The sequence below is a fragment of the Pseudomonas sp. CH235 genome (assembly GCF_004368175.1).
In the GTDB taxonomy this organism is placed as follows: domain Bacteria; phylum Pseudomonadota; class Gammaproteobacteria; order Pseudomonadales; family Pseudomonadaceae; genus Aquipseudomonas; species Aquipseudomonas paraglycinae.
Window position 1 is genome coordinate 1 of the sequence record NZ_RRZJ01000001.1, and the last position, 25,752, is coordinate 25,752.

At 61.5% G+C, this 25,752-nt stretch carries 20 protein-coding genes; 13 read left to right on the forward strand and 7 right to left on the reverse strand.

Features of this window, described 5'->3' with window-relative positions; genetic code table 11:
• The 5 genes from EIY71_RS00005 to EIY71_RS00025 all read left to right on the forward strand — a co-directional run.
• Positions 1-394: EamA family transporter (locus EIY71_RS00005; RefSeq protein WP_166673410.1), on the forward strand; the 394-nt coding region annotated here is incomplete at its 5' end.
• Between the two features lie 133 nt (positions 395-527).
• Entirely contained in the window at positions 528-2,201 is a 1,674-nt protein-coding gene (locus EIY71_RS00010; RefSeq protein ID WP_134019747.1) for a nitrite/sulfite reductase, read from the forward strand.
• Positions 2,198-2,677: a DUF934 domain-containing protein gene (locus EIY71_RS00015; protein ID WP_085745841.1), complete on the forward strand. Its 480-nt coding sequence runs from the start codon at positions 2,198-2,200 to the stop codon at positions 2,675-2,677. Before EIY71_RS00010 ends, EIY71_RS00015 begins: the two co-directional genes overlap by 4 nt.
• Before the next feature lie 129 nt (positions 2,678-2,806).
• Complete coding sequence (locus tag EIY71_RS00020) at positions 2,807-3,781, forward strand: hypothetical protein (RefSeq protein ID WP_085745840.1); 975 nt, start codon at positions 2,807-2,809, stop codon at positions 3,779-3,781.
• A gap of 156 nt (positions 3,782-3,937) precedes the next feature.
• Positions 3,938-4,609 (forward strand): DUF3313 domain-containing protein, encoded by a 672-nt coding sequence (locus EIY71_RS00025; RefSeq protein ID WP_011333935.1) that lies wholly within the window; start codon positions 3,938-3,940, stop codon positions 4,607-4,609.
• Between the two features lie 49 nt (positions 4,610-4,658).
• On the opposite strand, the gene EIY71_RS00030 is transcribed toward EIY71_RS00025, so the two are convergent.
• From EIY71_RS00030 to EIY71_RS00040, 3 genes are all read right to left on the reverse strand, one after another.
• Positions 4,659-5,654: a DUF3829 domain-containing protein gene (locus tag EIY71_RS00030; RefSeq protein ID WP_134019750.1), complete on the reverse strand. Its 996-nt coding sequence runs from the start codon at positions 5,652-5,654 to the stop codon at positions 4,659-4,661.
• Entirely contained in the window at positions 5,651-7,297 is a 1,647-nt protein-coding gene (locus EIY71_RS00035; protein WP_134019753.1) for a J domain-containing protein, read from the reverse strand. The genes EIY71_RS00030 and EIY71_RS00035 overlap by 4 nt, the downstream gene beginning before the upstream one ends.
• 149 nt (positions 7,298-7,446) lie before the next feature.
• Positions 7,447-7,872, reverse strand: a complete 426-nt coding sequence (locus tag EIY71_RS00040) for a YciI family protein (RefSeq protein ID WP_129974200.1) — start codon at positions 7,870-7,872, stop codon at positions 7,447-7,449.
• A 270-nt stretch (positions 7,873-8,142) separates the two neighbouring features.
• Between EIY71_RS00040 and tpx the strand changes: the two genes are divergently transcribed.
• The 7 genes from tpx (at position 8,143) to EIY71_RS00075 (ending at position 21,004) form a co-directional block, all read left to right on the forward strand.
• Positions 8,143-8,643 (forward strand): thiol peroxidase, encoded by a 501-nt coding sequence (gene tpx, locus EIY71_RS00045; RefSeq protein ID WP_011333939.1) that lies wholly within the window; start codon positions 8,143-8,145, stop codon positions 8,641-8,643.
• A 175-nt stretch (positions 8,644-8,818) separates the two neighbouring features.
• Positions 8,819-10,126, forward strand: a complete 1,308-nt coding sequence (locus EIY71_RS00050; RefSeq protein WP_085745836.1) for an MdtA/MuxA family multidrug efflux RND transporter periplasmic adaptor subunit — start codon at positions 8,819-8,821, stop codon at positions 10,124-10,126.
• Positions 10,123-13,215 carry an MdtB/MuxB family multidrug efflux RND transporter permease subunit gene (locus tag EIY71_RS00055; RefSeq protein ID WP_134019757.1) on the forward strand — a complete coding sequence of 1,031 codons (3,093 nt, stop codon included), beginning with the start codon at positions 10,123-10,125 and terminating at the stop codon, positions 13,213-13,215. Before EIY71_RS00050 ends, EIY71_RS00055 begins: the two co-directional genes overlap by 4 nt.
• A 112-nt stretch (positions 13,216-13,327) precedes the next feature.
• Positions 13,328-16,435 (forward strand): efflux RND transporter permease subunit, encoded by a 3,108-nt coding sequence (locus EIY71_RS00060; RefSeq protein ID WP_129974201.1) that lies wholly within the window; start codon positions 13,328-13,330, stop codon positions 16,433-16,435.
• The gene (locus EIY71_RS00065; RefSeq protein ID WP_134019760.1) at positions 16,432-17,901 is read left to right on the forward strand and encodes an efflux transporter outer membrane subunit; all 1,470 of its coding nucleotides are present in this window, start codon (positions 16,432-16,434) and stop codon (positions 17,899-17,901) included. Before EIY71_RS00060 ends, EIY71_RS00065 begins: the two co-directional genes overlap by 4 nt.
• A gap of 189 nt (positions 17,902-18,090) precedes the next feature.
• The gene (locus tag EIY71_RS00070; RefSeq protein WP_102718045.1) at positions 18,091-20,172 is read left to right on the forward strand and encodes a bifunctional diguanylate cyclase/phosphodiesterase; all 2,082 of its coding nucleotides are present in this window, start codon (positions 18,091-18,093) and stop codon (positions 20,170-20,172) included.
• Positions 20,173-20,257: 85 nt separating this feature from the next.
• Complete coding sequence (locus EIY71_RS00075; protein WP_007955033.1) at positions 20,258-21,004, forward strand: SDR family oxidoreductase; 747 nt, start codon at positions 20,258-20,260, stop codon at positions 21,002-21,004.
• A gap of 174 nt (positions 21,005-21,178) precedes the next feature.
• Here EIY71_RS00075 and mapR read toward each other — a convergent pair whose 3' ends face one another.
• The 3 genes from mapR to EIY71_RS00095 form a co-directional block, all read right to left on the reverse strand.
• Positions 21,179-22,588 carry a GntR family transcriptional regulator MpaR gene (mapR, locus tag EIY71_RS00085; RefSeq protein ID WP_039772397.1) on the reverse strand — a complete coding sequence of 470 codons (1,410 nt, stop codon included), beginning with the start codon at positions 22,586-22,588 and terminating at the stop codon, positions 21,179-21,181.
• Positions 22,589-22,869: 281 nt separating this feature from the next.
• Entirely contained in the window at positions 22,870-24,300 is a 1,431-nt protein-coding gene (gene ccoG / locus EIY71_RS00090) for a cytochrome c oxidase accessory protein CcoG (protein WP_134019766.1), read from the reverse strand.
• A gap of 195 nt (positions 24,301-24,495) precedes the next feature.
• The gene (locus EIY71_RS00095; RefSeq protein ID WP_007952135.1) at positions 24,496-24,744 is read right to left on the reverse strand and encodes a DUF3203 family protein; all 249 of its coding nucleotides are present in this window, start codon (positions 24,742-24,744) and stop codon (positions 24,496-24,498) included.
• Positions 24,745-24,867: 123 nt separating this feature from the next.
• Between EIY71_RS00095 and EIY71_RS00100 the strand changes: the two genes are divergently transcribed.
• Complete coding sequence (locus EIY71_RS00100) at positions 24,868-25,404, forward strand: MgtC/SapB family protein (RefSeq protein ID WP_085745831.1); 537 nt, start codon at positions 24,868-24,870, stop codon at positions 25,402-25,404.
• Here the strand turns inward: EIY71_RS00100 and EIY71_RS28495 are convergent, their stop codons facing one another.
• On the reverse strand, positions 25,405-25,563 hold the full coding sequence (locus EIY71_RS28495; RefSeq protein WP_165369575.1) for a hypothetical protein: 159 nt from the start codon (positions 25,561-25,563) through the stop codon (positions 25,405-25,407). It lies immediately after the preceding gene.
• Positions 25,564-25,752 lie beyond the last annotated feature (189 nt).

Sequence of the window (25,752 nt, forward strand, 5' to 3'; positions counted from 1 at the left end):
ACATCTGGTGGCAAAACACCCGAGTGATCTGCCGCACTACCGACGTTTCGGCTTCTTCTACCTCGGCGCACTGGCAGTGGTGTTGCCGGCGTTTCTGCTGTTCGGCAAAACCAACTTTCTGCCGGAAGCACCGCTGCAATGGGGCGTGTTGCTGTTCCTCGGATTGGTCTCGACGGCGTTGGGCATGTACTGGTGGAACAAGGGCGCGTGCATGGTCAACGGCGGCACGCTGGCGGTGATGAACAACCTGCATGTGCCGGTGGGGCTGCTGCTGAATCTGCTGATCTGGAATCAGCATGAGGAACTGGGACGGTTGTTGCTGGGCGGCAGCGTCATCCTCGCGGCCGTATGGATCAGCCGACTGGGCATCCGCAATTCCCAAGCCACCGCATAACCCCTGTGGGAGCGGGCTTGCTCGCGAAAGCGGTGTGTCATTCAACGATTATGTTGACTGACCTGACGCCTTCGCGAGCAAGCCCGCTCCCACAGTTTTGATCTGGGATCAAACCTGATGGGGTAGCCGCTGCATGTATCAGTACGATGATTACGACCGGGCGCTGGTGTTCGAGCGCGTTGCGCAGTTTCGCGATCAGGTCGAGCGCTTCATGGCCGGGGAGTTGAGCGAAGAGGAATTCCTGCCGCTGCGCCTGCAGAACGGCCTGTACATGCAAAAACACGCTTACATGCTGCGGGTGGCCATTCCTTACGGCACGCTGAGTGCCGAACAGATGCGCACCCTGGCGAGCATCGCCCGGGATTACGACCGTGGCTACGGCCACTTCACCACCCGGCAGAACATGCAGTTCAACTGGATCGAGCTGCACGAGGTGCCGGACATTCTCGAACGTCTGGCGCAGGTCAACATGCATGCGATCCAGACCTCGGGCAATTGCGTGCGCAACATCACCACCGAAGCCTTCGCCGGGGTCGCGGCCGACGAACTGATCGACCCGCGCCCGCTGGCCGAGATCCTGCGGCAATGGTCGACGATCAACCCGGAATTCCTGTTCCTTCCGCGCAAGTTCAAGATCGCCATCTGCTCGGCGAAGCAGGATCGCGCGGCGATCATGATGCATGACATCGGCCTCTATCTTTACCCCGGTCGTAACGGCCAGATGCTGCTGCGAGTGATCGTCGGCGGCGGTCTGGGACGCACGCCAATTCTCGGTCTGCAGATTCGCGACGATCTACCGTGGCAGCACTTGCTGTCCTACGTCGAGGCGGTGCTGCGGGTCTACAACCGCCACGGTCGGCGCGACAACAAGTACAAGGCGCGGATCAAGATTCTGGTCAAGGCGCTGGGCATCGAGGCGTTCGCCAAGGAAGTCGAAGAGGAATGGCAACACCTCAAGGACGGACCGGCGCAATTGACCGAGGATGAATTCCAGCGGGTCGCCAGTGCCTTTGTGCCGCCGAGCTACCGCACGCTGGCGGGCACCGATCTGGATTTCGGCACGCACCTGGCCGACAACCCGGCGTTCGCCCGTTGGGTCGCGCGCAACGTGCAACCGCACAAAGTGCCGGGGTATACCAGCGTGGTGCTGTCGACCAAACCGGGTCTGGCCTCGCCGCCGGGGGACGTCACCGATGCGCAGATGTTGGCCGTGGCTGACTGGTCCGAGCGTTTCGGTTTCGGCGAAATCCGCATCGCCCACGAGCAGAACATCGTCCTGCCGGATGTGCCCAAGTCGCAGCTGTATGCGCTGTGGGAGCAGGCGAAAGAGCAGGGGCTGGGCGCCGCCAACGTCGGCCTGCTGACCGATATCATTGCCTGCCCCGGGGGCGATTTCTGTGCGCTGGCCAACGCCAAATCGATTCCGATTGCCCAAGCGATTCAGGCGCGTTTCGACAACCTCGATTACCTGCATGATCTGGGCGACATCAGCCTCAACATCTCCGGCTGCATGAACGCCTGCGGCCATCACCACATCGGCAATATCGGGATTCTCGGCGTCGATAAAAACGGCAGCGAGTGGTATCAGATCACCCTTGGCGGCGCCCAAGGCAAGAACAGCGCACTGGGCAAGGTCATCGGCCCCTCGTTCAGCGCCGCCGAAGTGCCGCAGGTGATCGAGCGGATCATCGGCACCTTCGTCCGTTATCGCGAGGCTGAAGAACTGTTCGTCGATACCGTGGCGCGCATCGGACTGGAGCCGTTCAAGGAGCGGGTTTATCCGAAAGCGCAGGAGGTGTCGGCATGAACAATTTGTTGCGCATGGAGGAGAGCGGGGCGCGCATCGTGCTGGATGATCCGTGGACGCTGATCCGCTCGCCTGAAACGTCTGACAGCACTGAAATGCTGATTCTGCCGCTGGCCCACTGGCTCGAATCGCCCTCGACCCATGCGGTCTGGCTCGGCCCCGACGACGGCGTCGAAAGCCTGTTGCCATGGTTGACCTCGCTGCCGCTGATCGCCCTCGACTTCCCGAGCTTTCGCGACGGCCGCGCCTACAGTCAGGCCTATCTGCTGCGCAGACGTTTCGGCTGGAAAGGCGAGTTGCGCGCCATCGGCGATGTGCTGCGCGATCAACTGAGCCACATGCGCCAGTGCGGTTTCGACAGCTTCGCGGTGCGCGAGGACAAATCCGCCGAGGATGCGCTCAAGGGCCTGGCCGGGATGAGCGTGTTGTACGGGCGCTCGGTGATCGAGCCGCGACCGTTGTTCCGGCGCAGGTGATGCAGGGGAAACCCTTAGAACCCTGATGAATCGGGGATTTTTCCTTGGGTCGATGGTGGCCTTTTGGTAGAGTCCCCGTCGCCAGCGGGTTTTCGGCTGGACGACGGAACGAAGAAGGGAGTCTGATCAGTGAGTCCGGGCAAAAAAATTCTGGGCATCACCGCGTTGCTGCTGATGGTGACGCTGTGGGCCGGTTACATCTATGTGTTCAACGAAAACCGTGGCGGTCAGCTCGGCGGCGTCGGCGAAAGCACCGCCTGGTGCGGCACGCCGCCGAACACCGAAGCGGCGCTGCTGGGCAAGGATCAGCTGACCCTGCGCATCACCAACAACCTGCGCGGCGAGTTCATGCTCAGCGGCGCGCTGGTGGTCTCCGAACGCACCTTCAACCGCTATGACCTGGGCCGCAACGAACTGCGTCTGCGCCTGGAACCGTTGCAGTGGTCGTTTGGCGTCACGCCGATCTTCCTCGAACAGGTGAAGGTCCTGCCCCTGAGCCGCAACCTCGCCTCGACCGACAAGAGCGCTTTCGCCGAACTCGAATCGCGCCCGATCAGCGTTCAGGGCCGGGTCACCGAATTTCCCTTCGACACCTATCGCTACGGCTACAAACCGGTGCTGTATTACCTCAAGGGCAGCGAGCGCATCGACCTGCGCTTCAAGAACATCACCACGCTGATGGAGATGTCCAACACCTTCACGCCGATCCAGAAGTACAACCGCGCCGACTACATCAACGAGAAAAACTCGATGATCCGCGACGAGGACTACAAGGCCTACGGCCCCCACGAATGCGCGTTCAGCGTCGAGCGCAAAGGCTCGTTCAAGGTTGTGGTGCTGTTGATGCTGCTGGTGCTGTGCCTGCCGTTGCTGCTGGTGTTCTACCGCGATGAGCCGGGAATCGACTTCCTTGCCACGCTGGTGGGGATCGGCGTGGTGCGCACGGTGCTGGTGGGGCCGGTGCAGGATTTCCAGCTGTACAACATTGATTTTCTGTTCGGTGCGGCGATTTTGCTGGTGGGGACCGTGTCGCTGATCAAGGCGATGCGGGCCAACAGCCGGCGGGAGATGGCGTTGAGGAGTGGGGAGACTTCGAGCTGGTAGAAGAAAGCCTTGAGCACCTGTGATGGTCCGGACCTTTCAAAGGTCCGGACCCGACGTTGTGCAATGTTGGGGTTTCTGATCGCAAACGGCGCGAATTTAGCTATACCTGTAACTCCCCCGACGCAATAAATTCGGCCTTCCGACAGGAGTTACAGCATGAAGCTAGCCGTAATGATGAGCACCCTGTGCATTGCCACGCTGGGCGTGGTGGGCTGCTCCAGCAAAACCGTCGCACCCGACGAGTACTCAGGCTTCCTCAAGGACTACAGCCAGCTGAGGGAGGCCAAATCCCCGTCGGGGGCCGAAGTGATGCGCTGGATCGACCCGAAAGTCGACATCGGCAAATTCACCAGCTTCTACGTCGAACCGACCCAGCTCTATCCCAAACCGCAACCCACGGTGAAGATTCCGCAGCAGACCCTCAACGGCATCACCAGCTACTACGATCAGGCGCTCAAGCGTGAACTGGGCAAATCCCTGCCGCTGGCCTCGGGCCCCGGGCCGGGCGTGATTGTGGTGCGCGCGGCCATCACCGCCGTCAGCAGCAAGACCGAAGGCCTGCATGCCTATGAAGTGATTCCGGTGGCGTTGGTGGCGGCAGCGGTCAGCACCGCCAGCGGTATTCGCGATCAGGAAACCACGCTGGCGACCGAGGCGGTGTTCCTCGATGGCGGCACCAACAAGGTGGCGGCGCAGGTGGTGCGCAAGGGCACTGGCAAACCGCTGGAAAACGATTCGCAGGTGATGAAGGCCGATGACGTGAAAAGCGTGATCGATGGCTGGGCGTCGGACCTGCATCAGTCCTACCTCAAGCTCAAGGCCAAGTAAGACCGGCACGCCGGGTCGTCCCTGAGGGCGATCCGGCGTGCGCACGGCGTCAGAAACTGGCGCGCGCCAGTCGGTTGTAATGGCTGAGCAAACCGTCGTAACGGCGGGTCACGGCGTAGTAGTCCTCGCTCAAACGTTCGGGCTTAGCGTGGTTGTGCCAGTCTGCTTGCAGGGTGTTCAACGCCTCGAGATAGCTTTGCCCCGGCTCGCCGATGCGCAGCCACAGATCCCGTGCGGCATCGGTCTTGTTCTGGAATCCACCCGTGCGCGGTGCGAGCCAGGGTTCGCGACGGTTCCACGCCTGTTGCAACTTCGCGGTGGTGTCGGCCAGCAATTTTGGGGTCAGAGTGCGGTTTTTCATCGCTTCGTCGAGCACGTCGACAGTCTCCCGCGCCTGAATCATGTACGCCAGCAAGTCCCAGTGAATGTCCCTGCCCAGACGCGCCTCGATCAGCTTGAGCTGTTCAGGACGTTGCGCGGCGTCGAGCGGCAGCAGGCTTTGCCGCAGAGCCGTCGAGGCGCCGATGTATTCCTGTGAAACGCGCTCGATCGCCGCCAGTTCTCCAGGGGAGGGCTGTTGCGACCCCGAAGTGAAGCTCGCTTCTCGGTAAAACCGCGTGGGTGCAATGGTGGTCGTGACGTGACTCAGCGCCCGGACGTACTCGTTGGCCTGTCGCGCCAGTTCAGGCTGCCATTCCAGCAGTTCGAGTTTTTCCGTGAGGCCCTGACCGCAGACATCGCGCTGAATGTCGCGCACATTGAACGCGTCACTGTCGTCGAAATCATTGAGGCTCTTCAACCAGCGTTGGTCGCGGGGCAAGGGCGGTTGAGGGTTCTTGTAGCGGTCATAGGCCACTCGCCATTGCACGTCGATCCGGTTGACGCAGGCGATCACCGGGCTCAGGGCATTGGCCTGGGCGGTGATCGGTGCATCGCGCCCGTCCAGCCAGAGATCGAGCTGGAGGAAAGGGCGGGTCGCACTCGTCAGCGCCATCACCACCAGCGCGAAGAAGATACCGACGCAAAACATCACTCTCGTGGTCATGGGCGCGCCTCCTTGCCGTACCACTGTTCAACGGTGGCCGGTGCGCTGCATTCGGCGGTGGTGGCCGGCAAGCGGCTGCACAGGCGTTCGGTCCAGGGTTGCAGACCCTGATTGCGATTGACCGTGCCTTGGCTGGCGACCACTTTGAATACGCCGAGCACGAGGGACAGCACCACAATCCCGAGGATCGTCACGCCGACTTTCACGGCTGTTCGGCTCTCTTCCCAGGATACCTGTGGCCTGGACTGCCAGCGGCGAACCAGTCCGAAGGTCGTCAGGGTCGCGGCGTACACCCCGCCGGCAATCGGGCCGAAAAACCAGCCGAGCCCGGCCACCATCAACGCGCCGGGCACCAGGTCACGCAGCACGCCGAACGGCGGCGAGTCTTTGAAAACTCCGGGGCAAAGAGCAGCGCTGAGCCGGTCATCCAGCCGCCATACGCGATGGGCGAGGTTGTGCACCAGCCAATTGAGCCCGGCCACGATCACGCCGAACACCACAGTCGAAATCATGACGATGTTGATCAACCCGCTGAGCCGCACGCCCAGCGGAATGTAATGGGTGAACGCGCCGATCAGGCAGGCCAATACCACGCCCACGTAGGTCGGCCAGTCATTGAAGCTCAGCTCCCAGTCACGCCAGAAAAAAGCCGTACCGCCGGGCATCTGTGTGCAGACCTTGGGGTGATTGGCGTACAGCTCGGAACTCAACTTGCGGCACTGCGCCCAGTCGTCCTCGTGCAGGCGTCGGGCCAGTGCGCGGCGGGCGCTGAACGAGCCGGTGCCCAGCAGCAGGCGGGCGGCGCGGTGTTCGGGGGTGACGGCGGGCTCCGTGGCCAGTTGTTGCTGGTGAGCCAGGAAAAGCGGCGCATTCTGGCGAGCCAGCAGGCGTTGCCATTCGCCGTCAGGGCAGGGATTCCCAGTGCAGCCGTGCCAGCCCTGACCGGCGCGCACCCGTTCGAAAATCTCGGGAGACCAGACCGGCGCATCCAGCAGCAAATGGCTCAGGGCACGGTTGAACCATTCCTGATGTTGCTGAATCGCCAACCAGTTGAAATCCGCGCAGCGGGCATAGGCCTGGAGAAATCCGTCGACGTCTTCCCGTTCGAGCGCATCACGCATCGGTTGCGCAATGCGCGCGCGTTGTTGATCCAGCAACAGGTCAATCGATATTTCGTCCAGCTCCAGGCGTTGCCAGGCGCTGAACCAGAAGAAGGTCGGGATGGCCCAGTCCACCAACGTCTGCGAAGTCTCAGGGTGTTCAATGCAATGATGCAGCACCGTGTCTTCGAAGAAATGTGCGCAACCCTGTTCGAGGGTGACGGCATGGCGATGATTCAGCTCTTCAACGCTGAGCCCGTCCAGCGAGCGGGTCGCCAGTTGCAGGGCATCGACCTCGACCACGGTGAGGCCGGTCAGGTCCCAGGATTCTTCAATACCCTGTTCCTGCTCTTCGTCCTGATTCTGCTCGTGATACTGCTGCCATTCCTTGTAGGCCAGCGCCTGCTCATAGGCATCGCGCAGCCGCTGGAAGCCCTCGGGGTCGTCGTCGGGGCGGGTCTGTTTGAGCAGGACGGCATATTGGCGTTTGATAGTGCGCACATCGGCGTCGGCCGACAGGCCAAGGACGGTCCAGCAACTCATTGCGATGACAACTCCATGAAAACCGTGACGCGATCCAGTGGTGGCATTGTGATGTTGCGCACCCTACCTGTTTCGCGTCGAAAAGTCCTCGTGTCTCGCTCAGTCGTCATCGACCATGCAGAAAATGCTCACGCTCCCGATTCGGGGCCTCAGTGTTTTTTGGCTTGTTCGCGGATGCGTTCTTCCTGCTCGCGCAGTTCCGGGGTGAACTCGGCGCCGAAATCTTCCGGGCTGAAGACCTGGCGAATCTCGATCTCCGACTCAGTGCCCGGCATGGGATTCGGGCAACGCTTGACCCATTCGATGGCTTCCTCTTTGGATTTCACGTCCCAGATCCAGTAACCGGCGATCAGCTCTTTGGTCTCGGCAAACGGGCCGTCGATCACGCTGCGGGTTTCACCACTGAAACGTACGCGGGCGCCTTTGCTGCTAGGATGCAGGCCGTCGGCAGAAACCAGGATACCGGCCTTGGCCAGTTGTTCGTTGTAGTTGCCCATGTCGGTCAGCAATTGCTCGCTGGGCATCACGCCGGCTTCGGAGTCGTGGCTGGCTTTGACAATGATCATGAAGCGCATGGTGTTTCTCCGCAGATAGGTGAGGGATTCATGGCTTAGTCGAACGGCCGGGGTCTGAATCGACAGGTCGTTAAAGAAAAGACGCAGACTTGCGTTTTAACAAGCATCACCCTCTTTGAGGACGGGGATGTGGGGCTACTGGAGAATGTGTATCCAGTTTTGCGTGCCAGCACATGACAATTTCAGTCCAGGCATAGGTCGTCGGACAATTTCGTGGTTAACTTCTGCCTCTTGCATGCTTTCCCAACAACGTTAAGAAGGACTCCGTTCATGGCTCAAGTCACGCTCAAAGGCAACCCGGTTCAAGTCAACGGCCAACTGCCACAAGCCGGTTCCAAGGCGCCAGCCTTTTCCCTGGTAGCCGGCAATCTGTCCGACGTCACCCTGAAAGACTTCGCCGGCAAGCGCAAAGTGCTGAACATCTTCCCAAGCGTCGACACCCCGACCTGCGCCACCTCCGTGCGCAAGTTCAACGCTCAGGCCAACGACATCAGCAACACCGTAGTGCTGTGCATCTCGGCTGACCTGCCGTTCGCCCAGGCTCGCTTCTGCGGCGCCGAAGGCCTGGAAAACGTACAAAACCTGTCGACCCTGCGCGGCACCGAGTTCCTCGAGAACTACGGCGTGGCCATCGCTGACGGCCCGCTGAAAGGCCTGACCGCCCGTGCGGTGGTTGTTCTGGACGAAAACGACAACGTCCTGCACAGCGAACTGGTCAAGGAAATTGCAGAAGAGCCTAACTACGAAGCGGCGCTGTCCGTTCTCAAGTAAGCGCTTTTACAATTGTTAACGGCCTGGCCCTGTCCAGGCCGTTTTCATTTGTGTATCAGTGTTTTGCCTCACACCTTGAAACGTAAGTGGAAGGTAAATTGCCGGTAAAGCTGCTTTGCTAAATCCCGGCCAGTGCTTATCGTTCAGCCTCCCGTAAAAGAAGCCCACGCGCCCAATGGTTAATCACTCCATGCAATCGTCTTCCCGAAACTCCCGTCGCTGGCTGTTGAGCCTGCTTGTCCTGCTGGTCATTGCCGGTCTGTGCTGGAAATTCTGGCCCGCCGGTTCGACCCACAAGGAGGGCGGCGAGAAGGCGCAGGCCGGCCATACCGGTCGTTCGGGGATGATGCGTCCGGGCTTCGGCGGGGCGGCCGGGCCGATTCCGGTGCGCGTGGCGCCGGCAGTCACCGGGGACTTTCCGCTGTACTACAAGGCCCTCGGTACGGTGACGGCGCTCAACACCATCAATGTGCGCAGCCGGGTCGGCGGCGAGCTGGTGAAGATCTATTTCGAGGAAGGGCAAATGGTCAAGGCCGGCGACCTGCTGGCGGAGATCGACCCGCGCCCGTACCAGAACGCCTTGCTCCAGGCTGAAGGCACCTTGCTGCAGAATCAGGCGCAGTTGAAGAACGCCCAGGTCGATGTCGAACGCTATCGCGGTCTTTACAAGGAAGACAGCATCGCCAAGCAGACACTGGACACCGCTGAAGCGCTGGTCGGCCAGTATCTCGGCACCGTAAAAACCAATCAGGCGGCGGTCAACGACGCCAAGCTCAATCTCGAATTCACCAAGATCCGCGCACCGATTGCCGGTCGCGTCGGCCTGCGTCAGCTCGACGTCGGCAACCTCGTGGCGGCCAACGACACCACGTTCCTGGCGGTCATCACCCAGACCCAACCAATCAGCGTGGCCTTCACCCTGCCGGAAAACAGCCTGGAAACCGTACTCGCCCGCTACCGCAGCGGCGCCAAACTGCCGGCCGAGGCCTGGGATCGTGGCGACACGAAACTGCAAGCCACCGGTGTACTGCAAAGTCTCGACAACCAGATCGACGTGACCACCGGCACCCTGAAATTCAAGGCGCGCTACGAGAACCGCGATCAGTCGCTGTTCCCCAACCAGTTCGTCAACGTTCACCTGCTGGCTGACACCTTGAAAGGTGTGGTGCTGGCTCCATCGGCTGCCATCCAGTTCGGTACCAACGGCACCTTCGTCTACGCGCTGGACGGCGACAAGAAAGTCACCATCCGCCAATTGAAGATCGGCGCCAGCGATGGTGAAAACACCGTGATCACCGAAGGCCTGGCCGCCGGCGACCGGGTGGTGCTGGAAGGCACCGACCGCCTGAAGGAAGGCAGTGAAGTGGAAGTGGTCAACGACAGCAAGGATGTGCCGACCACTCCGACCGAACACCTGCAAGGCAAGTCCGCCGCCACCGCGCCTGACGCCGCCGTCACCGACAAGGCCAAGAAGGGCGCATGAACATTTCGCGTCTGTTCATCCTCCGCCCGGTCGCCACCACGCTGAGCATGCTGGCCATCGTGCTGGCCGGTCTGATCGCCTATCGCCTGCTGCCGGTTTCGGCCTTGCCGCAGGTCGATTACCCGACCATCCGGGTCATGACCCTGTATCCGGGCGCCAGTCCGGACGTGATGACCAGCGCCGTCACCGCGCCGCTTGAGCGCCAGTTCGGGCAAATGCCGGGCCTGACGCAAATGGCCTCGACCAGTTCCGGCGGCGCGTCGGTGCTGACCCTGCGTTTCAGCCTCGACATCAACATGGACGTCGCCGAACAGCAAGTGCAGGCCGCGATCAACGCCGCGACCAACCTGTTGCCGACCGACTTGCCGGCGCCGCCGGTGTACAACAAGGTCAACCCGGCGGACACCCCGGTACTGACCCTGGCCATCACCTCGAAAACCATGTTGCTGCCCAAACTCAATGATCTGGTCGATACGCGCATGGCGCAGAAGATCGCCCAGATCAGCGGCGTCGGCATGGTCAGCATTGCCGGCGGCCAGCGTCAGGCGGTGCGGATCAAGGTCAACCCGGAAGCTCTCGCGGCCAACGGCCTGAACCTGTCTGACGTGCGCACGCTGATCAGCGCGTCCAACGTCAACCAGCCCAAGGGCAACTTCGACGGCCCGACCCGGGTGTCGATGCTCGACGCCAACGACCAGCTGACGTCGCCCAAGGATTACGCCAACCTGATCCTGGCCTACGCCAACGGCGCGCCGCTGCGGCTCAAGGACGTCGCGCAGATCGTCGACGGCGCCGAGAACGAGCGTCTGGCAGCGTGGGCCAACCAGAATCAGGCTGTTCTGCTGAACATCCAGCGTCAGCCGGGCGCCAACGTGATCGAAGTGGTCGACCGGATCAAGGCGCTGCTGCCAAGCATCACCGACAACCTGCCGGCCGGTCTCGACGTGGTCGTACTGACCGACCGCACCCAGACCATCCGCGCTTCCGTCACCGATGTGCAACATGAACTGCTGATCGCCATCGCGCTGGTGGTGATGGTGACGTTCCTGTTCCTGCGCCGCGCCAGTGCGACGATCATTCCGTCGGTGGCCGTGCCGCTGTCGCTGATCGGTACGTTCGGCGTGATGTACCTCGCTGGCTTCTCGGTCAACAACCTGACCTTGATGGCGCTGACCATCGCCACCGGTTTTGTGGTCGATGACGCGATCGTGATGCTGGAAAACATCGCGCGTTTCATCGAAGAGGGCGACAGTCCGATGCAGGCTGCGCTCAAGGGCGCGAAGCAGATCGGTTTCACCCTGATTTCCCTGACTCTGTCGCTGATCGCGGTACTGATTCCGCTGCTGTTCATGGCCGACGTCGTGGGGCGGTTGTTCCGCGAATTCGCCATCACCCTGGCGGTGGCGATCCTGATTTCCCTGGTGGTCTCGCTGACCCTGACGCCGATGATGTGCGCGCGTCTGCTCAAGCGTGAGCCTGAGCCACATGAACAGGGCCGTTTCTACCGCGCCAGTGGCGCGTTCATCGACTGGATGATCGCCGCTTACGGCCGCAAGTTGCAGTGGGTGCTCAAGCACCAGCCGCTGACCCTGCTGGTAGCCATCGGCACGCTGGCCCTGACCGTGTTCCTTTATATGGTGGTGCCCAAGGGCTTCTTCCCGGTGCAGGACACCGGGGTGATCCAGGGCATTTCCGAAGCGCCGCAGTCGATTTCCTTTGCCGCCATGGGCGAGCGTCAGCAGGCGCTGGCCAAGGTGATTCTCGAAGATCCGGCGGTGGAAAGCCTGTCGTCCTACATCGGTGTCGACGGTGACAACGCCACGCTCAACAGCGGCCGGCTGCTGATCAACCTCAAACCCCATGGCCAGCGTGATCTGACGGCGACCGAAGTGATTGCCCGCCTGCAACCGCAGTTGGACAAGCTTGTCGGCATCCGTCTGTTCATGCAGCCGGTGCAGGACCTGACCATCGAAGACCGTGTCAGCCGTACCCAATACCAGTTCAGCATGTCGTCGCCGGATTCCGAATTGCTCAGCCTGTGGAGCGGCCGTCTGGTCGAGGCCCTGGCCCAGCGCCCGGAATTGACCGACGTTGCCAGTGACTTGCAAGACAAGGGCCTTCAGGTGTTCCTGGTGATCGACCGCGATGCCGCTTCACGGCTGGGTGTGTCGGTGTCGAACATCACCGATGCGCTGTACGACGCGTTCGGCCAACGGCAGATTTCGACCATTTACACCCAGGCCAGCCAGTACCGCGTGGTGCTGCAGGCGCAGGCCGGGGAGAAGATCGGCCCTCAGGCGCTGGATCAGATTCACGTCAAGACCACCGATGGTGGGCAGGTGCGGTTGTCGAGTCTGGCCCACGTCGAGGAACGGCAGGCACAACTGGCGATCACCCACATCGGCCAGTTCCCGGCGGTGATGATGTCGTTCAACCTCGCGCCCGGCGTGGCGCTGGGGCATGCGGTGGACATCATCGAGCAGGTGCAGAAGGACATCGGCATGCCGATCGGCGTGCAGACCCAGTTCCAGGGCGCGGCCGAAGCGTTCCAGGCGTCGCTGTCGAGCACCTTGCTGCTGATTCTGGCGGCGGTGGTGACCATGTACATCGTGCTCGGCGTGCTTTACGAGAGCTACATTCACCCGATCACCATTCTGTCGACCTTGCCGTCGGCGGCGGTGGGGGCCTTGTTGGCGTTGCTGCTCAGTGGCAATGACCTGGGGATGATCGCGATCATCGGCATCATCCTGCTGATCGGTATCGTGAAGAAGAACGCGATCATGATGATCGACTTCGCCCTCGACGCCGAACGCACTCAGGGCATGGCGCCGGAGCAGGCGATTTATCAGGCGGCGCTGTTGCGTTTCCGGCCGATTCTGATGACCACGCTGGCTGCGCTGTTCGGTGCGGTGCCGCTGATGCTGGCCACCGGTTCCGGCGCTGAATTGCGTCAACCGCTGGGTCTGGTGATGGTCGGCGGGTTGCTGGTGAGTCAGGTGCTGACCTTATTCACGACGCCCGTGATTTACCTGGCTTTTGATCGGTTGGGACGGCGTTGGGCGAAGTCCGGCACAGGAGAGGTTGCGTGAAGGGCGACGTGAATACAGCTGCAAGCGTCAAGCTTCGAGCTGCAAGAGAAAAGCGGACTCGGAACAGGTTTTTAGCTTGCGGCTTGCAGCTTGTCGCTAGTGGTTGCCACCTATGAATCTTTCGGGTCCTTTCATCAAACGCCCCGTGGCAACCATGCTGCTTTCATTGGCGATCATGCTACTGGGCGGTGTGAGCTTCGGTCTGCTGCCGGTGTCGCCGCTGCCGCAAATGGACTTCCCGGTGATCGTGGTGCAGGCCAGCCTGCCCGGCGCCAGCCCGGAAGTCATGGCGTCCACTGTGGCCACGCCGCTGGAGCGTTCGTTCGGCGCCATTGCCGGCGTCAATACCATGAGCAGCCGCTCCAGCCAGGGCTCGACCCGGGTGATTCTGCAATTCGACCTCGACCGCGACATCAACGGCGCGGCGCGGGAAGTGCAGGCGGCGATCAACGCCTCGCGCAACCTGCTGCCGAGCGGGATGCGCAGCATGCCGACCTACAAGAAGGTCAACCCGTCGCAGGCACCGATCATGGTGTTGTCGTTGACCTCGGACGTGCTGGAAAAAGGCCAGCTCTATGACCTGGCCTCGACCATCCTGTCCCAGAGCCTGTCCCAGGTGCAGGGCGTCGGCGAAGTGCAGATCGGCGGCAGTTCCCTGCCGGCGGTGCGCATCGAACTCGAACCCCAGGCGCTGAACCAGTACGGCGTGGCGCTGGACGATGTGCGCAAGACCATCGCCGAAGCCAACGTGCGCCGGCCCAAGGGTTCGGTCGAGGACGAGCAGCGCCTGTGGCAGATCCAGGCCAACGACCAGTTGGAGAAAGCCAAGGACTACGAATCGCTGATCATCCACTACAACGGTGGCGCGGCCCTGCGTCTGAAAGACGTGGCCAAGGTCAGCGACGGCGTGGAAGACCGCTACAACAGCGGTTTCTTCAATGATGACGCGGCGGTGCTGTTGGTGATCAACCGCCAGGCCGGCGCCAACATCATCGAGACGGTGAACGAGATCAAGGCCCAGTTGCCGGCGTTGCAGGCGGTGCTGCCGGCCAGCGTCAAACTGAACCTGGCGATGGATCGTTCGCCGGTGATCAAGGCCACCCTGCACGAAGCGGAAATGACCCTGCTGATCGCCGTGGCACTGGTGATTCTGGTGGTGTTCCTGTTTCTCGGTAACTTCCGCGCGTCCCTGATTCCGACGTTGGCGGTGCCGGTGTCGCTGGTCGGCACCTTTGCGGTGATGTACCTCTACGGATTCTCGCTGAACAACCTGTCGCTGATGGCGCTGATTCTCGCCACCGGGCTGGTGGTGGACGACGCCATCGTGGTGCTGGAAAACATTTCCCGGCACATCGACGAAGGCGTCAAACCGATGAAGGCCGCGTACCTCGGGGCCAAGGAAGTCGGTTTTACTTTGCTGTCGATGAACGTCTCGCTGGTGGCGGTGTTCCTGTCGATCCTGTTCATGGGCGGGATCATCGAAAGCCTGTTCCGCGAATTCTCCATCACCCTGGCCGCCGCCATCGTGGTGTCGCTGGTGGTTTCCCTGACGCTGACCCCGATGCTCTGCGCCCGCTGGCTCAAACCCCATACGCCGGGTGAGGAAAACCGCCTGCAACGCTGGAGCCGCCGGACCAACGACTGGATGGTCGGCAAATACGCCACCAGCCTCGACTGGGTGTTGCGCCACCGTCGCCTGACTCTGCTGAGCCTGATCATCACGGTCGGGGTGAACGTCGCCCTCTATGTAGTTGTGCCGAAGACCTTCATGCCGCAACAGGACACCGGCCAGTTGATCGGTTTTGTGCGCGGTGACGACGGTCTGTCGTTCAGCGTGATGCAGCCGAAAATGGAAGTGTTCCGCCGCGCCGTGCTCAAGGACGCAGCGGTCGAGAGTGTGGCCGGGTTCATTGGTGGCACCAACGGCACCAACAACGCGTTCATGCTGGTGCGCCTGAAACCGATCAAGGAGCGCAATATCTCTGCGCAGAAGGTCATCGAGCGCCTGCGCAAGGAAATGCCCAAGGTGGCCGGTGCGCAGTTGATGCTGATGGCTGACCAGGACCTGCAATTCGGCGGCGGTCGCGAGCAGACCACTTCGCAGTACAGCTACATCCTGCAAAGTGGTGATCTGGGCGCCTTGCGCGAGTGGTACCCGAAAGTGGTCACCGCATTGCGCGCCTTGCCGGAACTGACTGCCATCGACGCCCGTGAAGGACGCGGTGCGCAGCAGGTGACGCTGATCGTCGACCGCGATCAGGCCAAGCGCCTGGGCGTGGATATGAACATGGTCACGGCCGTGCTCAACAACGCCTACAGTCAGCGGCAGATTTCCACGATCTACGACAGCCTCAACCAGTATCAGGTGGTGATGGAGGTCAATCCGAAATACGCCCAGGATCCGGTGACACTCAAGCAGGTTCAGGTAATCACCGCCGACGGTGCGCGGATTCCGCTGTCGACCTTCGCCCATTATGAAAACAGCCTGGAAGACGACCGGGTCAGCCACGAAGGCCAGTTCGCCTCCGAGAGCATTTCCTTCGACATGGCCGAAGGCGTGACAGTGGAGCAGGGCAGTGCGGCCATCGAGCGGGCGATTGCCAAGGTTGGCTTGCCCGAAGACGTGATCGCAAAAATGGCCGGTACAGCCGACGCTTTCGCCGCCACTCAGAAGAGCCAGCCGTTCATGATCCTCGGTGCGCTGCTGGCGGTGTATCTGGTGCTGGGTGTGCTGTATGAAAGCTACATTCATCCGTTGACGATTCTGTCGACATTGCCGTCGGCCGGGGTCGGTGCGTTGCTGTCGATCTATGTACTGGGCGGCGAATTCAGCCTGATCTCGCTGCTCGGGCTGTTCCTGCTGATCGGTGTGGTGAAGAAGAACGCGATCCTGATGATCGACCTGGCGCTGCAACTGGAGCGTCATCAAGGCATGGCGCCGCTGGAATCGATCCGCAGCGCCTGTCTGCAACGCTTGCGGCCGATCCTGATGACCACGCTGGCGGCGATCCTCGGCGCCTTGCCGTTGCTGCTGAGCCGGGCCGAAGGCGCGGAAATGCGCCAGCCGCTGGGCCTGACCATCATCGGCGGGCTGGTTTTCAGCCAGGTGCTGACCCTTTACACCACGCCTGTGGTTTACCTCTATCTCGACAAGCTGCGCCATCGTTTCAACAAATGGCGTGGCGTGCGCACCGATGCCGCTCTGGAAACTCCGCTATGACTGACCGTTCGCTTATCAATCTGGCTACCGTTCGCGGCTCGCGTCTGCTGAGCCTGTCGCTGTGCGTGGCGATGCTCAGTGCCTGCGCCGTCGGCCCGGACTACCGGCGCCCGCAGACCGCCGAAATCGCCCAGTACAAGGAAGCCGAAGGCTGGCGTCAGGCCAACCCGAGCGATTCCCTGGCACGCGGTGCCTGGTGGGAGCTGTATGGCGACCGTCAGCTCAACGAGCTGATCGAGAAACTCAACAGCTCGAACCAGACCGTCGCCCAGTCCGAAGCCCAGTACCGTCAGGCCCAGGCCTTGGTGCGCAGCGCGCGCGGAGCGTTTTACCCGAGTGTCGATCTGAGCGCCGGCAAGACCCGTTCCAGCCAGGGCACTGGCAGCAGCAGTTCGAGCCTGAGCAGTTCCTCCAGCGGTATCCGTGACACTTACAACGCGCAACTGGGCGTGAGTTGGGAAGCGGATGTCTGGGGCAAGTTGCGTCGTGGCCTTGAAGCCAATGAAGCCAGCGCCCAGGCGAGCTACGCCGATCTGGCGGCGATGCGCTTGAGCCAGCAATCGGAACTGGTGCAGAACTACCTGCAATTGCGGGTGATCGATCAGCAGAAACGTTTGCTCGAATCGACAGTGGCCGCTTACGAGCGCTCGCTGAAAATGACCATGAACCAGTACAACGCCGGAGTTTCCGGGAGGGACGCTGTGGCGCAGGCGCAGACCCAGCTGAAAACCACCCAGGGCGATCTGGTGGACCTGATCTGGCAACGGGCGCAGTTCGAAAACGCCATCGCGGTACTGACCGGCCAGCCGCCCGCCGAATTCAACATTGCCGAAACCCAGAACGTTCCCAAGCTGCCTCAGATTCCCCTGAGCCTGCCGTCGCAGTTGCTCGAGCGCCGCCCGGACATCGCTTCGGCCGAGCGCTCGGTGATTGCGGCCAACGCCAACATCGGCGTGGCCAAGGCCGCGTACTACCCGGACTTCAGCCTGAGCCTGAGCGGCGGCTACAGCAGCAGTACCTCGCAGAACCTGATCAGCCTGCCGAACCGCTTCTGGTCGGTGGGGCCGAAAATGACCCTGCCGCTGTTCGACGGCGGCATCCGCTCGGCCGAAGTCGACCGCACCGAAGCGGTGTACGACCAGACCGTGGCCAAATACCGCCAGACCGTGCTCGACGGTTTCCGCGAAGTGGAAAACTATCTGGTGCAATTGAAGGTGTACGAGGACGAAGCGGCGGTGCGCCAGGAAGCGCTCGATGCGGCACGGGATTCGTTGCGTCTGACCGAGAACCAGTACAAGGCCGGGGTGATTGCTTATCTCGACGTGGTGACGGTGCAGGCGACGGCGTTGAGCAATGAGCGCACTGTCCTGAATATCCTGCAGAGCCGTTTGATTGCCAGCGTGCAGTTGATTGCGGCGCTGGGCGGTGGTTGGGACGGGGAGCTGGAAACCACTGATAACCGCTGAAACCGAGCTGGTAACGATCTGCTCAAGACCCTGAATTAGAGCCCTGTCAGACGATCAAACAAGCGTTTCATCGGGTTGATGGCCATTTGATTACTTTGTCAGTGCGTTCTTCCGTGCAATCAGTACAATCGGCGCATTTGGCCCCGCTGAGAACGGACGCAGTACGGCGGGGTGGTCACGAGAATTCTCATGCTCATCGGTAGCTATTCCTTCACGCTGGTTTTCATTTCGCTGTGTGTGGCGATCCTCGCTTCCTACACCGCGCTCGATCTCACCGGGCGCATTGCCACTGCCAAGGGCCGCGCCGTGCATTTATGGACGGCCGGCGGGGCGTTTGCCATGGGCATCGGCGTCTGGTCGATGCACTTCATTGGCATGCTGGCGTTCAAGCTGCCGATCAGCCTCGGTTACGACATTTCGATCACGGCGCTCTCATTGTTGATCGCCGTGCTGTCCTGCGGTTTTGCGCTGTGGCTGGTCAGCCAGCCGAAACTGCCAGCCTGGCAACTGGCCTTTGGCGCGTTGATCATGGGCGCCGGCATCAGCGCCATGCACTACACCGGTATGGCCGCGATGCGCATGCAGCCAGGCATCGACTACGATCCGACACTGTTCGGCGCCTCGTTGTTGATCGCTGTCGGCGCGTCCGCGGCAGCGCTGTGGATCGCTTTCCGACTGCGTCAACACTCGCCTTACGTGCGGTTGTTCCGTGCCGGGGCGGCGATTGTCATGGGCGTGGCGATTGTCGGCATGCACTACACCGGCATGGCGGCAGCGCGGTTTCCCGACGGCAGTTTCTGCGGCGCGGCACTCAGCGGTCTGAACGGCAACGGCCTCGACAATCTGGTGCTGATCACCACGCTCGCGGTACTGGCCATCGCGCTGCTGACTTCGATTCTCGACGCGCGCCTCGAAGCCCGCACGGCTGATCTGGCCCATTCGTTGACCGTGGCCAACCGCGAACTCACCCAACTGGCCTTGCACGACACCCTGACCGGCCTGCCGAACCGCATGCTGCTGGACGACCGGATCAATCAGGCGATGAAAAAGGTCAACGAACAGGGCGGCTGTTTTGCGCTGATGTTCATCGATCTGGACGGCTTCAAACCGGTCAACGACGCTTTCGGTCACCACATGGGCGACCAGTTGCTGCGCGAAGTGGCGGTGCGACTGCGTGAGGACTTGCGCAGCCTCGACACGCTGGCGCGGATCGGCGGCGATGAATTTGTCTTGCTGGTGCGCCTGACCGAGCCCAACGATGCACTGGGCCTGGCGGCCCGTCAGGTCGGCTTGATCGCGCAGTCGTTCCGGGTCGCCGAACATGAGCTGCAGATTTCCGCCAGCGTCGGCATCGCCCTGTATCCGGGTAATGGCCAGAACGCCCAGGAACTGCTGATGAACGCCGACGCCGCGATGTATCACGCCAAGGGCGGCGGCAAGAACGGCTACAGCTTCTTCGACGCCTCGATGAACAGCAACGCCCGCAAGCAGCTGCAACTGCTGCAGGACTTGCGGGCGGCGCTTGAGCACGGCGAGTTCAGCCTGCATTACCAACCCAAATTCCATGCGGCCGATGGTCGTCCGGTCGGTGCCGAGGCGCTGGTGCGCTGGGAACATCCGACCCAAGGCATGCTGATGCCGGACAAGTTCATCGATCTGGCGGAGAAGACCGGACTGATCATTCCGATTGGCGAATGGGTGCTCAACGAAGCCTGCAGGCAGATGCGCGAATGGTACGTGCTGGGTTACACCGACTGGCGGATTGCGGTGAACCTGTCGGCATTGCAGTTCTGCCACTCAGGACTGGTGCGCAGCGTGGCCAAGGCCCTGGCCACCCACCATTTGCCGGCCAACAGCCTGACCCTGGAAATCACCGAAACCACCGCCATGAGCGACGCCGATGCGAGCATGACGGTGTTGCAGGAGCTGGCCGACATGGGCGTCGATCTGTCCATCGACGATTTTGGCACCGGCTATTCGAGCCTGATGTATCTCAAGCGTCTGCCGGCCAACGAGCTGAAAATCGACCGCGGTTTTGTCCGCGATCTGGAACACGACAGCGATGACGCGGCTATCGTCTCGGCGATCGTCGCCCTCGGTCAGGCACTGGGGCTGCGCATCGTGGCTGAAGGTGTGGAGACCGACTCGCAGCAGGATTTCCTGACGCAACTGGGTTGCGATTCACTGCAGGGTTATCTGCTCGGTCACCCGATGCCGGCGGATCGCTTTCTGCAGGACATCGCGCGCGGCAAACCATTGGCGGTGAGCTGAGCCGCTAATCGCAGGTCATGCAAAACCCTGCAATGACGGTTATTCTTGCCCCGACTGTCACGTGTGCATCGGGGGAAAGGCCAGCATGGATAAAGTCATTGTGATCACCGGCGGCGGTCGAGGAATCGGCGCCGCCACTGCATTGTTGGCTGCCGAGCAAGGCTACCGGATCTGCATCAATTACCAGACGGACGAACAGGCCGCTCACCACGTGCTCGATCAGGTGCGTGAGCGCGGCGCCACGGCCATCGCTGTGCGCGCCGATGTCAGTATCGAAGACGAAGTGATCGCGCTGTTCAACCGGGTCGACAGCGAACTGGGCCGCGTCACCGCCCTGGTGAACAACGCCGGCACCGTGGGGCAAAAATCCCGGGTCGACGAAATGTCCGAATTCCGCATCCTCAAAATCATGAAAACCAACGTCTTGGCGCCGATTCTCTGCGCCAAGCACGCGATCCTGCGCATGTCGCCCAAACACGGCGGGCAGGGTGGGAGCATCGTCAACGTTTCCTCGGTCGCCGCGCGGCTGGGATCGCCCAACGAATACGTCGATTACGCAGCGTCCAAAGGCGCGCTGGATACGTTCACCATCGGCCTGTCCAAGGAAGTGGCGGGCGAGGGGATTCGCGTGAATGCGGTGCGTCCGGGCTACATCTATACCGATTTCCACGCGTTGAGCGGCGACCCGGATCGGGTCAGCAAGCTGGAGTCGGCGATTCCGATGGCTCGGGGCGGGCGGCCGGATGAAGTTGCCGAGGCGATTGTGTGGTTGCTGTCGGACAAGGCTTCTTATGCCACCGGGACTTTTGTCGATCTCGGCGGCGGCCGTTAATGATCGTTCCCACGCTCCGCGTGGGAATGCAGCCCGGGACGCTCCGCGTCCCTTCCAGAGCTGGAACGCGGAGCGTCCCTTGAGGCATTCCCACGCGGACGGTTCGACGCCTCGACGTGGGAACGATCATCGTCTAGGCGTTGAACTGGTTGCGTGGGAACGATCAGCGGTCTTTCAGAACGACCGCACAATCCGCCCCAACGTCTCCATTGCCTTCTCCGCATCCTCGGTCCACGGGCTGCCGTAGTTCAATCGAATGCAATTCCTGAAGCGCTGGGTCGGCGAAAAAATCGGCCCCGGCGCAATGCTGATGCCTTGCGCCAACGCCATCTGAAACAACTTCAACGAATCCATCTGCGGTGGCAGTTCCAGCCACAGGAAGTAGCCGCCGGCCGGTTGGCTCACGCGCGTCTGCGCCGGGAAGTAGCGGGCGATGGCTGCGAGCATCGCGCTTTGCTGTTCTTCCAGGGCGTAGCGCAGTTTGCGCAGGTGACGGTCGTAGCCGCCGTGTTGCAGGTAGTCGGCGATGGCGGCTTGCGCGGGCATCGAGGCGCACAGCGAGGTCATCAGTTTCAGCCGTTCGATCTTTTGCGCATAGCGGCCGGCGGCGACCCAGCCGATGCGGTAGCCGGGGGCGAGGCTTTTGGCGAACGAGCCGCAGTGCATCACCAGACCTTCGGTGTCGAAGGCTTTGGCCGGTTTCGGTGCCTGCTGGCCGTAATAAAGTTCGGCGTAGACGTCGTCTTCGATCAACGGCACTTGATGCTGTTTCAGCAGTTCCACCAACTCCTGTTTCTTGGCCTCGGGCATGGTCGCGCCCATCGGGTTCTGGAAACTGGTCATGCACCAGCAGGCCTTGATCGGGTGCCGCTCAAGCGTCTGGGCGAGCACGCCGAGGTCGATGCCGTCGCGCGGGTGCACGGGGATTTCCACGGCTTTGAGCTTCAGGCGTTCCAGTACTTGCAGGCTGGCGTAAAACGCCGGGGCTTCTATGGCCACCAGATCGCCGGGTTCGGTCACCGCTTGCAGGCACAGGTTCAGCGCTTCGAGGGCGCCGTTGGTGATCAGCAATTCTTCCATCGGCAGCATCAGGCCGCCGACCATGTAGCGCAGGGCGATCTGCCGACGCAGTTGCGGGTTGCCCGGCGACATGTCGGTGACCACCATGCGCGGGTCCATCTCCCGGGCGGCACTGGCCAGCGAGCGGGACAGACGCTGCAGGGGGAACAGGGTCGGGCTGGGGAATGCCGAGCCGAATGGCACGGTGCTCGGATCCTTGATTGATTCGAGTACCGAGAACACCAGTTCGCTGACGTCGACCTTGGTGGACTCGTTGACCTGGCTGCTGATCACCGGCTCCGAGAACGGGCTCGGCGCGTGGGTGTTGACGAAATAGCCGGAGCGCGGGCGGGCACGGATCAGGCCGCGACGCTCCAGCAGGTAGTAGGCCTGGAACACCGTGGACGGGCTGACGCCGTAAGTCTGGCTTGCGTAGCGCACCGACGGCACCCGCTGACCGGGGCCGAGGACGCCGGAGCGGATCAGTTCAGCGATGTCGTCGGCGAATTTTTCGTAGCGTTTCATCGGGGGCCTTGGTACGTGGTGTTTGGTGTTTTTGTGGTGGGTCAGTGGCATCAGCCCTCACCCTAGCCCTCTCCCGGAGGGAGAGGGGACTGATCGTGGGATGCTGCAGAGTTACGCCGACCTGATCGTGCAGCAGTGAATCCATAATCGACTCGGTTTTTCAGGTCGATGTATAACGCCAGACATTGCGGTCGGTTCCCTCTCCCTCTGGGAGAGGGCTAGGGTGAGGGGCAGTTGTACTGACACACCACACCCCCCGAAACCGCCGCCATCTTAAAGCCTCACCGATTCATCGGCGCAACAAACCGGCTCTTCGCCACGCTATAAACCTCAGGCTCATCACTGTCGGCAATCTTGAAACTCAAGGTCTGCGAGCTGCTGGCCGCGCGTTCCGTGGTCATCGCCACGGACACCGGCACATCGACAATTTCGCCCGGCGCCAGGCTCAGCTCAGTCTTGCCTTGCAGCTGGAAGCCGTCGCCATCCACCAGGCTCAGGTTGTAGTCCTGACGCTGCTGGGTTTTGTTGATGACCTTGAGGGTGTAGATGTTCTCAATCTGGCCCAGACCGTTCTCACGGAACAGACCACGATCCTTGGTCACGTCCAACGACACCATCGGCCGTTCCACCAACGCCAGGGCGAGGGCGCCGATCATCACCACCAGCACCGCGACGTAGCCGATCAATCTCGGGCGCAACAAGTGCGTCTTGCCGCCCTGCAACTCACGCTCGGAGGTATAGCGAATCAGGCCACGGGGGTAATTCATCTTGTCCATGATCGAATCGCAGGCGTCGATGCACGCCGCGCAGCCGATGCATTCCATTTGCAGGCCGTCGCGGATGTCGATGCCGGTCGGGCAGACCTGCACGCACAACTGGCAGTCGATGCAATCGCCGAGTCCGGCTTCGGCCGGTTTCACCTCGCGTTTGCGCGGACCACGGTTTTCGCCACGGGCCACGTCGTAGGAAATCGCCAGCGTGTCCTTGTCGAACATCACGCTCTGGAACCGTGCATAGGGGCACATGTGCATGCACACCGCCTCACGCAGCCAGCCGGCATTGATGTAGGTGGCGGCGGTGAAGAACAGCACCCAGAACAGGCTGACACCGCCGATCTGCAAGGTCAGCAACTCTTCGGCCAATGGCCGGATCGGGGTGAAGTAGCCGACGAAAGTCAGGCCGGTCAGTACGCTGATCGCCAGCCACAGCGTGTGCTTGGCCGCACGCCGGGCCAGTTTGTTCAGGCTCCACGGTGCAGCCTGCAGCTTGATCCGCTGGTTGCGTTCACCTTCGGTGATCTTCTCGCACCACATGAAGATCCACGTCCACGAACTCTGCGGGCAGGTGTAGCCACACCACACCCGGCCGGCGAACACGGTAATCGCGAACAGGCCGAACGCGGCGATGATCAGCAGCGCCGAGAGCAGAATGAAATCCTGCGGCCAGAAGGTCGCGCCAAAGATGTGGAATTTGCTTTCGGAAAGGTCCCAGAGCACCGCCTGACGACCGCCCCAGTTCAGCCACACCGTGCCGAAAAACAACAGGAACAGAAACCCCGCGCCGCTCATGCGCAGGGTGCGGAAAAGGCCGGTGAAGCTGCGGGTGAAGATCTGGTTGTCGCTGGTGGCGTGTTTCGCCTTCATTGGGCGCGCCGGTACTTTTTTTATCTGGGGAGATGCTTCTACGGTTCGGACGGGGATTCGTTCGCTCATGGTCGTTCGCTCATCAGCCTCCATCAGGCCAGGGAACTATGAGCGCCGATCTGTTTGCATAACAGACTCAGGTATTTCAATAAAAAGCGTATCAGATGGGTTTCGCACAAACGCCTGCGACAACTTGAAGCAGCCCGTGGGCCGAGGCGCAGACGCCTATCCCAGACGCCTGCGCCGCTTGTTGATCGAGGTCAGTCAAATCACCGAATCACTGTCGTCGGCCTTCAGGTGTTTGCGTCCATCCCGGGCGCCGGCGACGGTCAATGCATCAGCTTCGGCCTCGGTGACGTAGATGCGCCGTCCTTCCACTTCGACGAACGACATGGCTTTTTCGCTATCTGTCCTGACTTCCAGCGTGTCGCAGATCCGGATTTCCTCACCGTTTTCAACGGTGAAAAAACAGACTTTCGATTCCGGATTGCTTTCATCGATACGAAGGGGCATGGGGTTGTCCTTTTTTCACGGGAGTCTGAATCATTTGGGTGCGCGGTTCTGCAGATCGTTCTACGCAACCGATTAATGGTCGGCGCTGTCCATCCTTTATCAACTCATAACAAGGACTGGCCGATGAACGCTTGGTGGCATGAAGTGTGGGAAACCCTGCAAGCGGAATTTGCCGACATCGGCGATGCGTCGCAACTGACCCGGATCACCGTGCGCCTGTTGATGGCGGCCATATTGGGCGGGATTCTCGGGTTTGAGCGCGAGCACAAGGGCAAGGCTGCCGGGGTGCGAACGCACATGCTGGTAGCCCTTGGCGCGGCGTTGTTCGTGCTGGTACCGCAATTGTCCGGTTCCCAGGCCGACGCGATGAGCCGGGTGGTGCAGGGGGTGATTGCCGGGATCGGCTTTCTCGGGGCCGGCACCATCCTGAAAAATCATGAAGGCGACGAAGGCCACGTCAAGGGCCTGACCACCGCCGCCGGTTTGTGGATGACTGCCGCCATCGGCGTCGCGGCCGGTCTGGGCCGCGAGGCGACGGCGGTGCTCAGTACGTTGCTCGCGTTGGGAATATTCAGTGTCATGCCGCGGATCGTCAGGGTCTTCGAAAAGGATCACATCGAGAAGGACCGCATCGAGAAAGACCACAGCGACCTACGCTGATCAGACGATTACCGGCGGCATGGTCGTGGGTGGTTCTTCCTTCGGTGGTGGCGTGGTGCCAGGCGGTTCCTGTTCGGGAATCGGCTGCGGCTCGGTCTCGGGCAGGGTCGGTTTATCGATGTTCGGATCGGGTGTTTCAGCGGGAATCGGAATAGTCATCGGGTGAACCTCCGTGTGGCACTTGGCGTGGGACGTGCTTAAGTGGATTGACCACTTCACTGCGAAATCGATCCGATTTTGTAGCGCGGCAAATCCCTGTGAACTTTTCCCGGCGACGGCCGCTCGGAACCTGAGAGAGTTCATCATCGGGCGAAGGCCCGGCCGTGACCGCCAAACAGGCAAACGAGC

Bases quoted from the DNA above. Each gene is read 5' to 3' on its own strand.
- EIY71_RS00075 (WP_007955033.1), top strand. From the start codon at position 20,258: ATGGATAAAGTCATTGTGATCACCGGCGGCGGTCGAGGAATCGGCGCC.
- EIY71_RS00070 (WP_102718045.1), top strand. From the start codon at position 18,091: ATGCTCATCGGTAGCTATTCCTTCACGCTGGTTTTCATTTCGCTGTGT.
- tpx (WP_011333939.1), top strand. From the start codon at position 8,143: ATGGCTCAAGTCACGCTCAAAGGCAACCCGGTTCAAGTCAACGGCCAA.
- EIY71_RS28495 (WP_165369575.1), bottom strand. From the start codon at position 25,563: ATGACTATTCCGATTCCCGCTGAAACACCCGATCCGAACATCGATAAA.
- EIY71_RS00100 (WP_085745831.1), top strand. From the start codon at position 24,868: ATGAACGCTTGGTGGCATGAAGTGTGGGAAACCCTGCAAGCGGAATTT.
- EIY71_RS00055 (WP_134019757.1), top strand. From the start codon at position 10,123: ATGAACATTTCGCGTCTGTTCATCCTCCGCCCGGTCGCCACCACGCTG.
- EIY71_RS00095 (WP_007952135.1), bottom strand. From the start codon at position 24,744: ATGCCCCTTCGTATCGATGAAAGCAATCCGGAATCGAAAGTCTGTTTT.
- EIY71_RS00015 (WP_085745841.1), top strand. From the start codon at position 2,198: ATGAACAATTTGTTGCGCATGGAGGAGAGCGGGGCGCGCATCGTGCTG.
- mapR (WP_039772397.1), bottom strand. From the start codon at position 22,588: ATGAAACGCTACGAAAAATTCGCCGACGACATCGCTGAACTGATCCGC.
- EIY71_RS00050 (WP_085745836.1), top strand. From the start codon at position 8,819: ATGGTTAATCACTCCATGCAATCGTCTTCCCGAAACTCCCGTCGCTGG.
- EIY71_RS00040 (WP_129974200.1), bottom strand. From the start codon at position 7,872: ATGCGCTTCATGATCATTGTCAAAGCCAGCCACGACTCCGAAGCCGGC.
- EIY71_RS00010 (WP_134019747.1), top strand. From the start codon at position 528: ATGTATCAGTACGATGATTACGACCGGGCGCTGGTGTTCGAGCGCGTT.
- EIY71_RS00035 (WP_134019753.1), bottom strand. From the start codon at position 7,297: ATGAGTTGCTGGACCGTCCTTGGCCTGTCGGCCGACGCCGATGTGCGC.
- EIY71_RS00030 (WP_134019750.1), bottom strand. From the start codon at position 5,654: ATGACCACGAGAGTGATGTTTTGCGTCGGTATCTTCTTCGCGCTGGTG.
- EIY71_RS00065 (WP_134019760.1), top strand. From the start codon at position 16,432: ATGACTGACCGTTCGCTTATCAATCTGGCTACCGTTCGCGGCTCGCGT.
- EIY71_RS00060 (WP_129974201.1), top strand. From the start codon at position 13,328: ATGAATCTTTCGGGTCCTTTCATCAAACGCCCCGTGGCAACCATGCTG.
- ccoG (WP_134019766.1), bottom strand. From the start codon at position 24,300: ATGAGCGAACGAATCCCCGTCCGAACCGTAGAAGCATCTCCCCAGATA.
- EIY71_RS00025 (WP_011333935.1), top strand. From the start codon at position 3,938: ATGAAGCTAGCCGTAATGATGAGCACCCTGTGCATTGCCACGCTGGGC.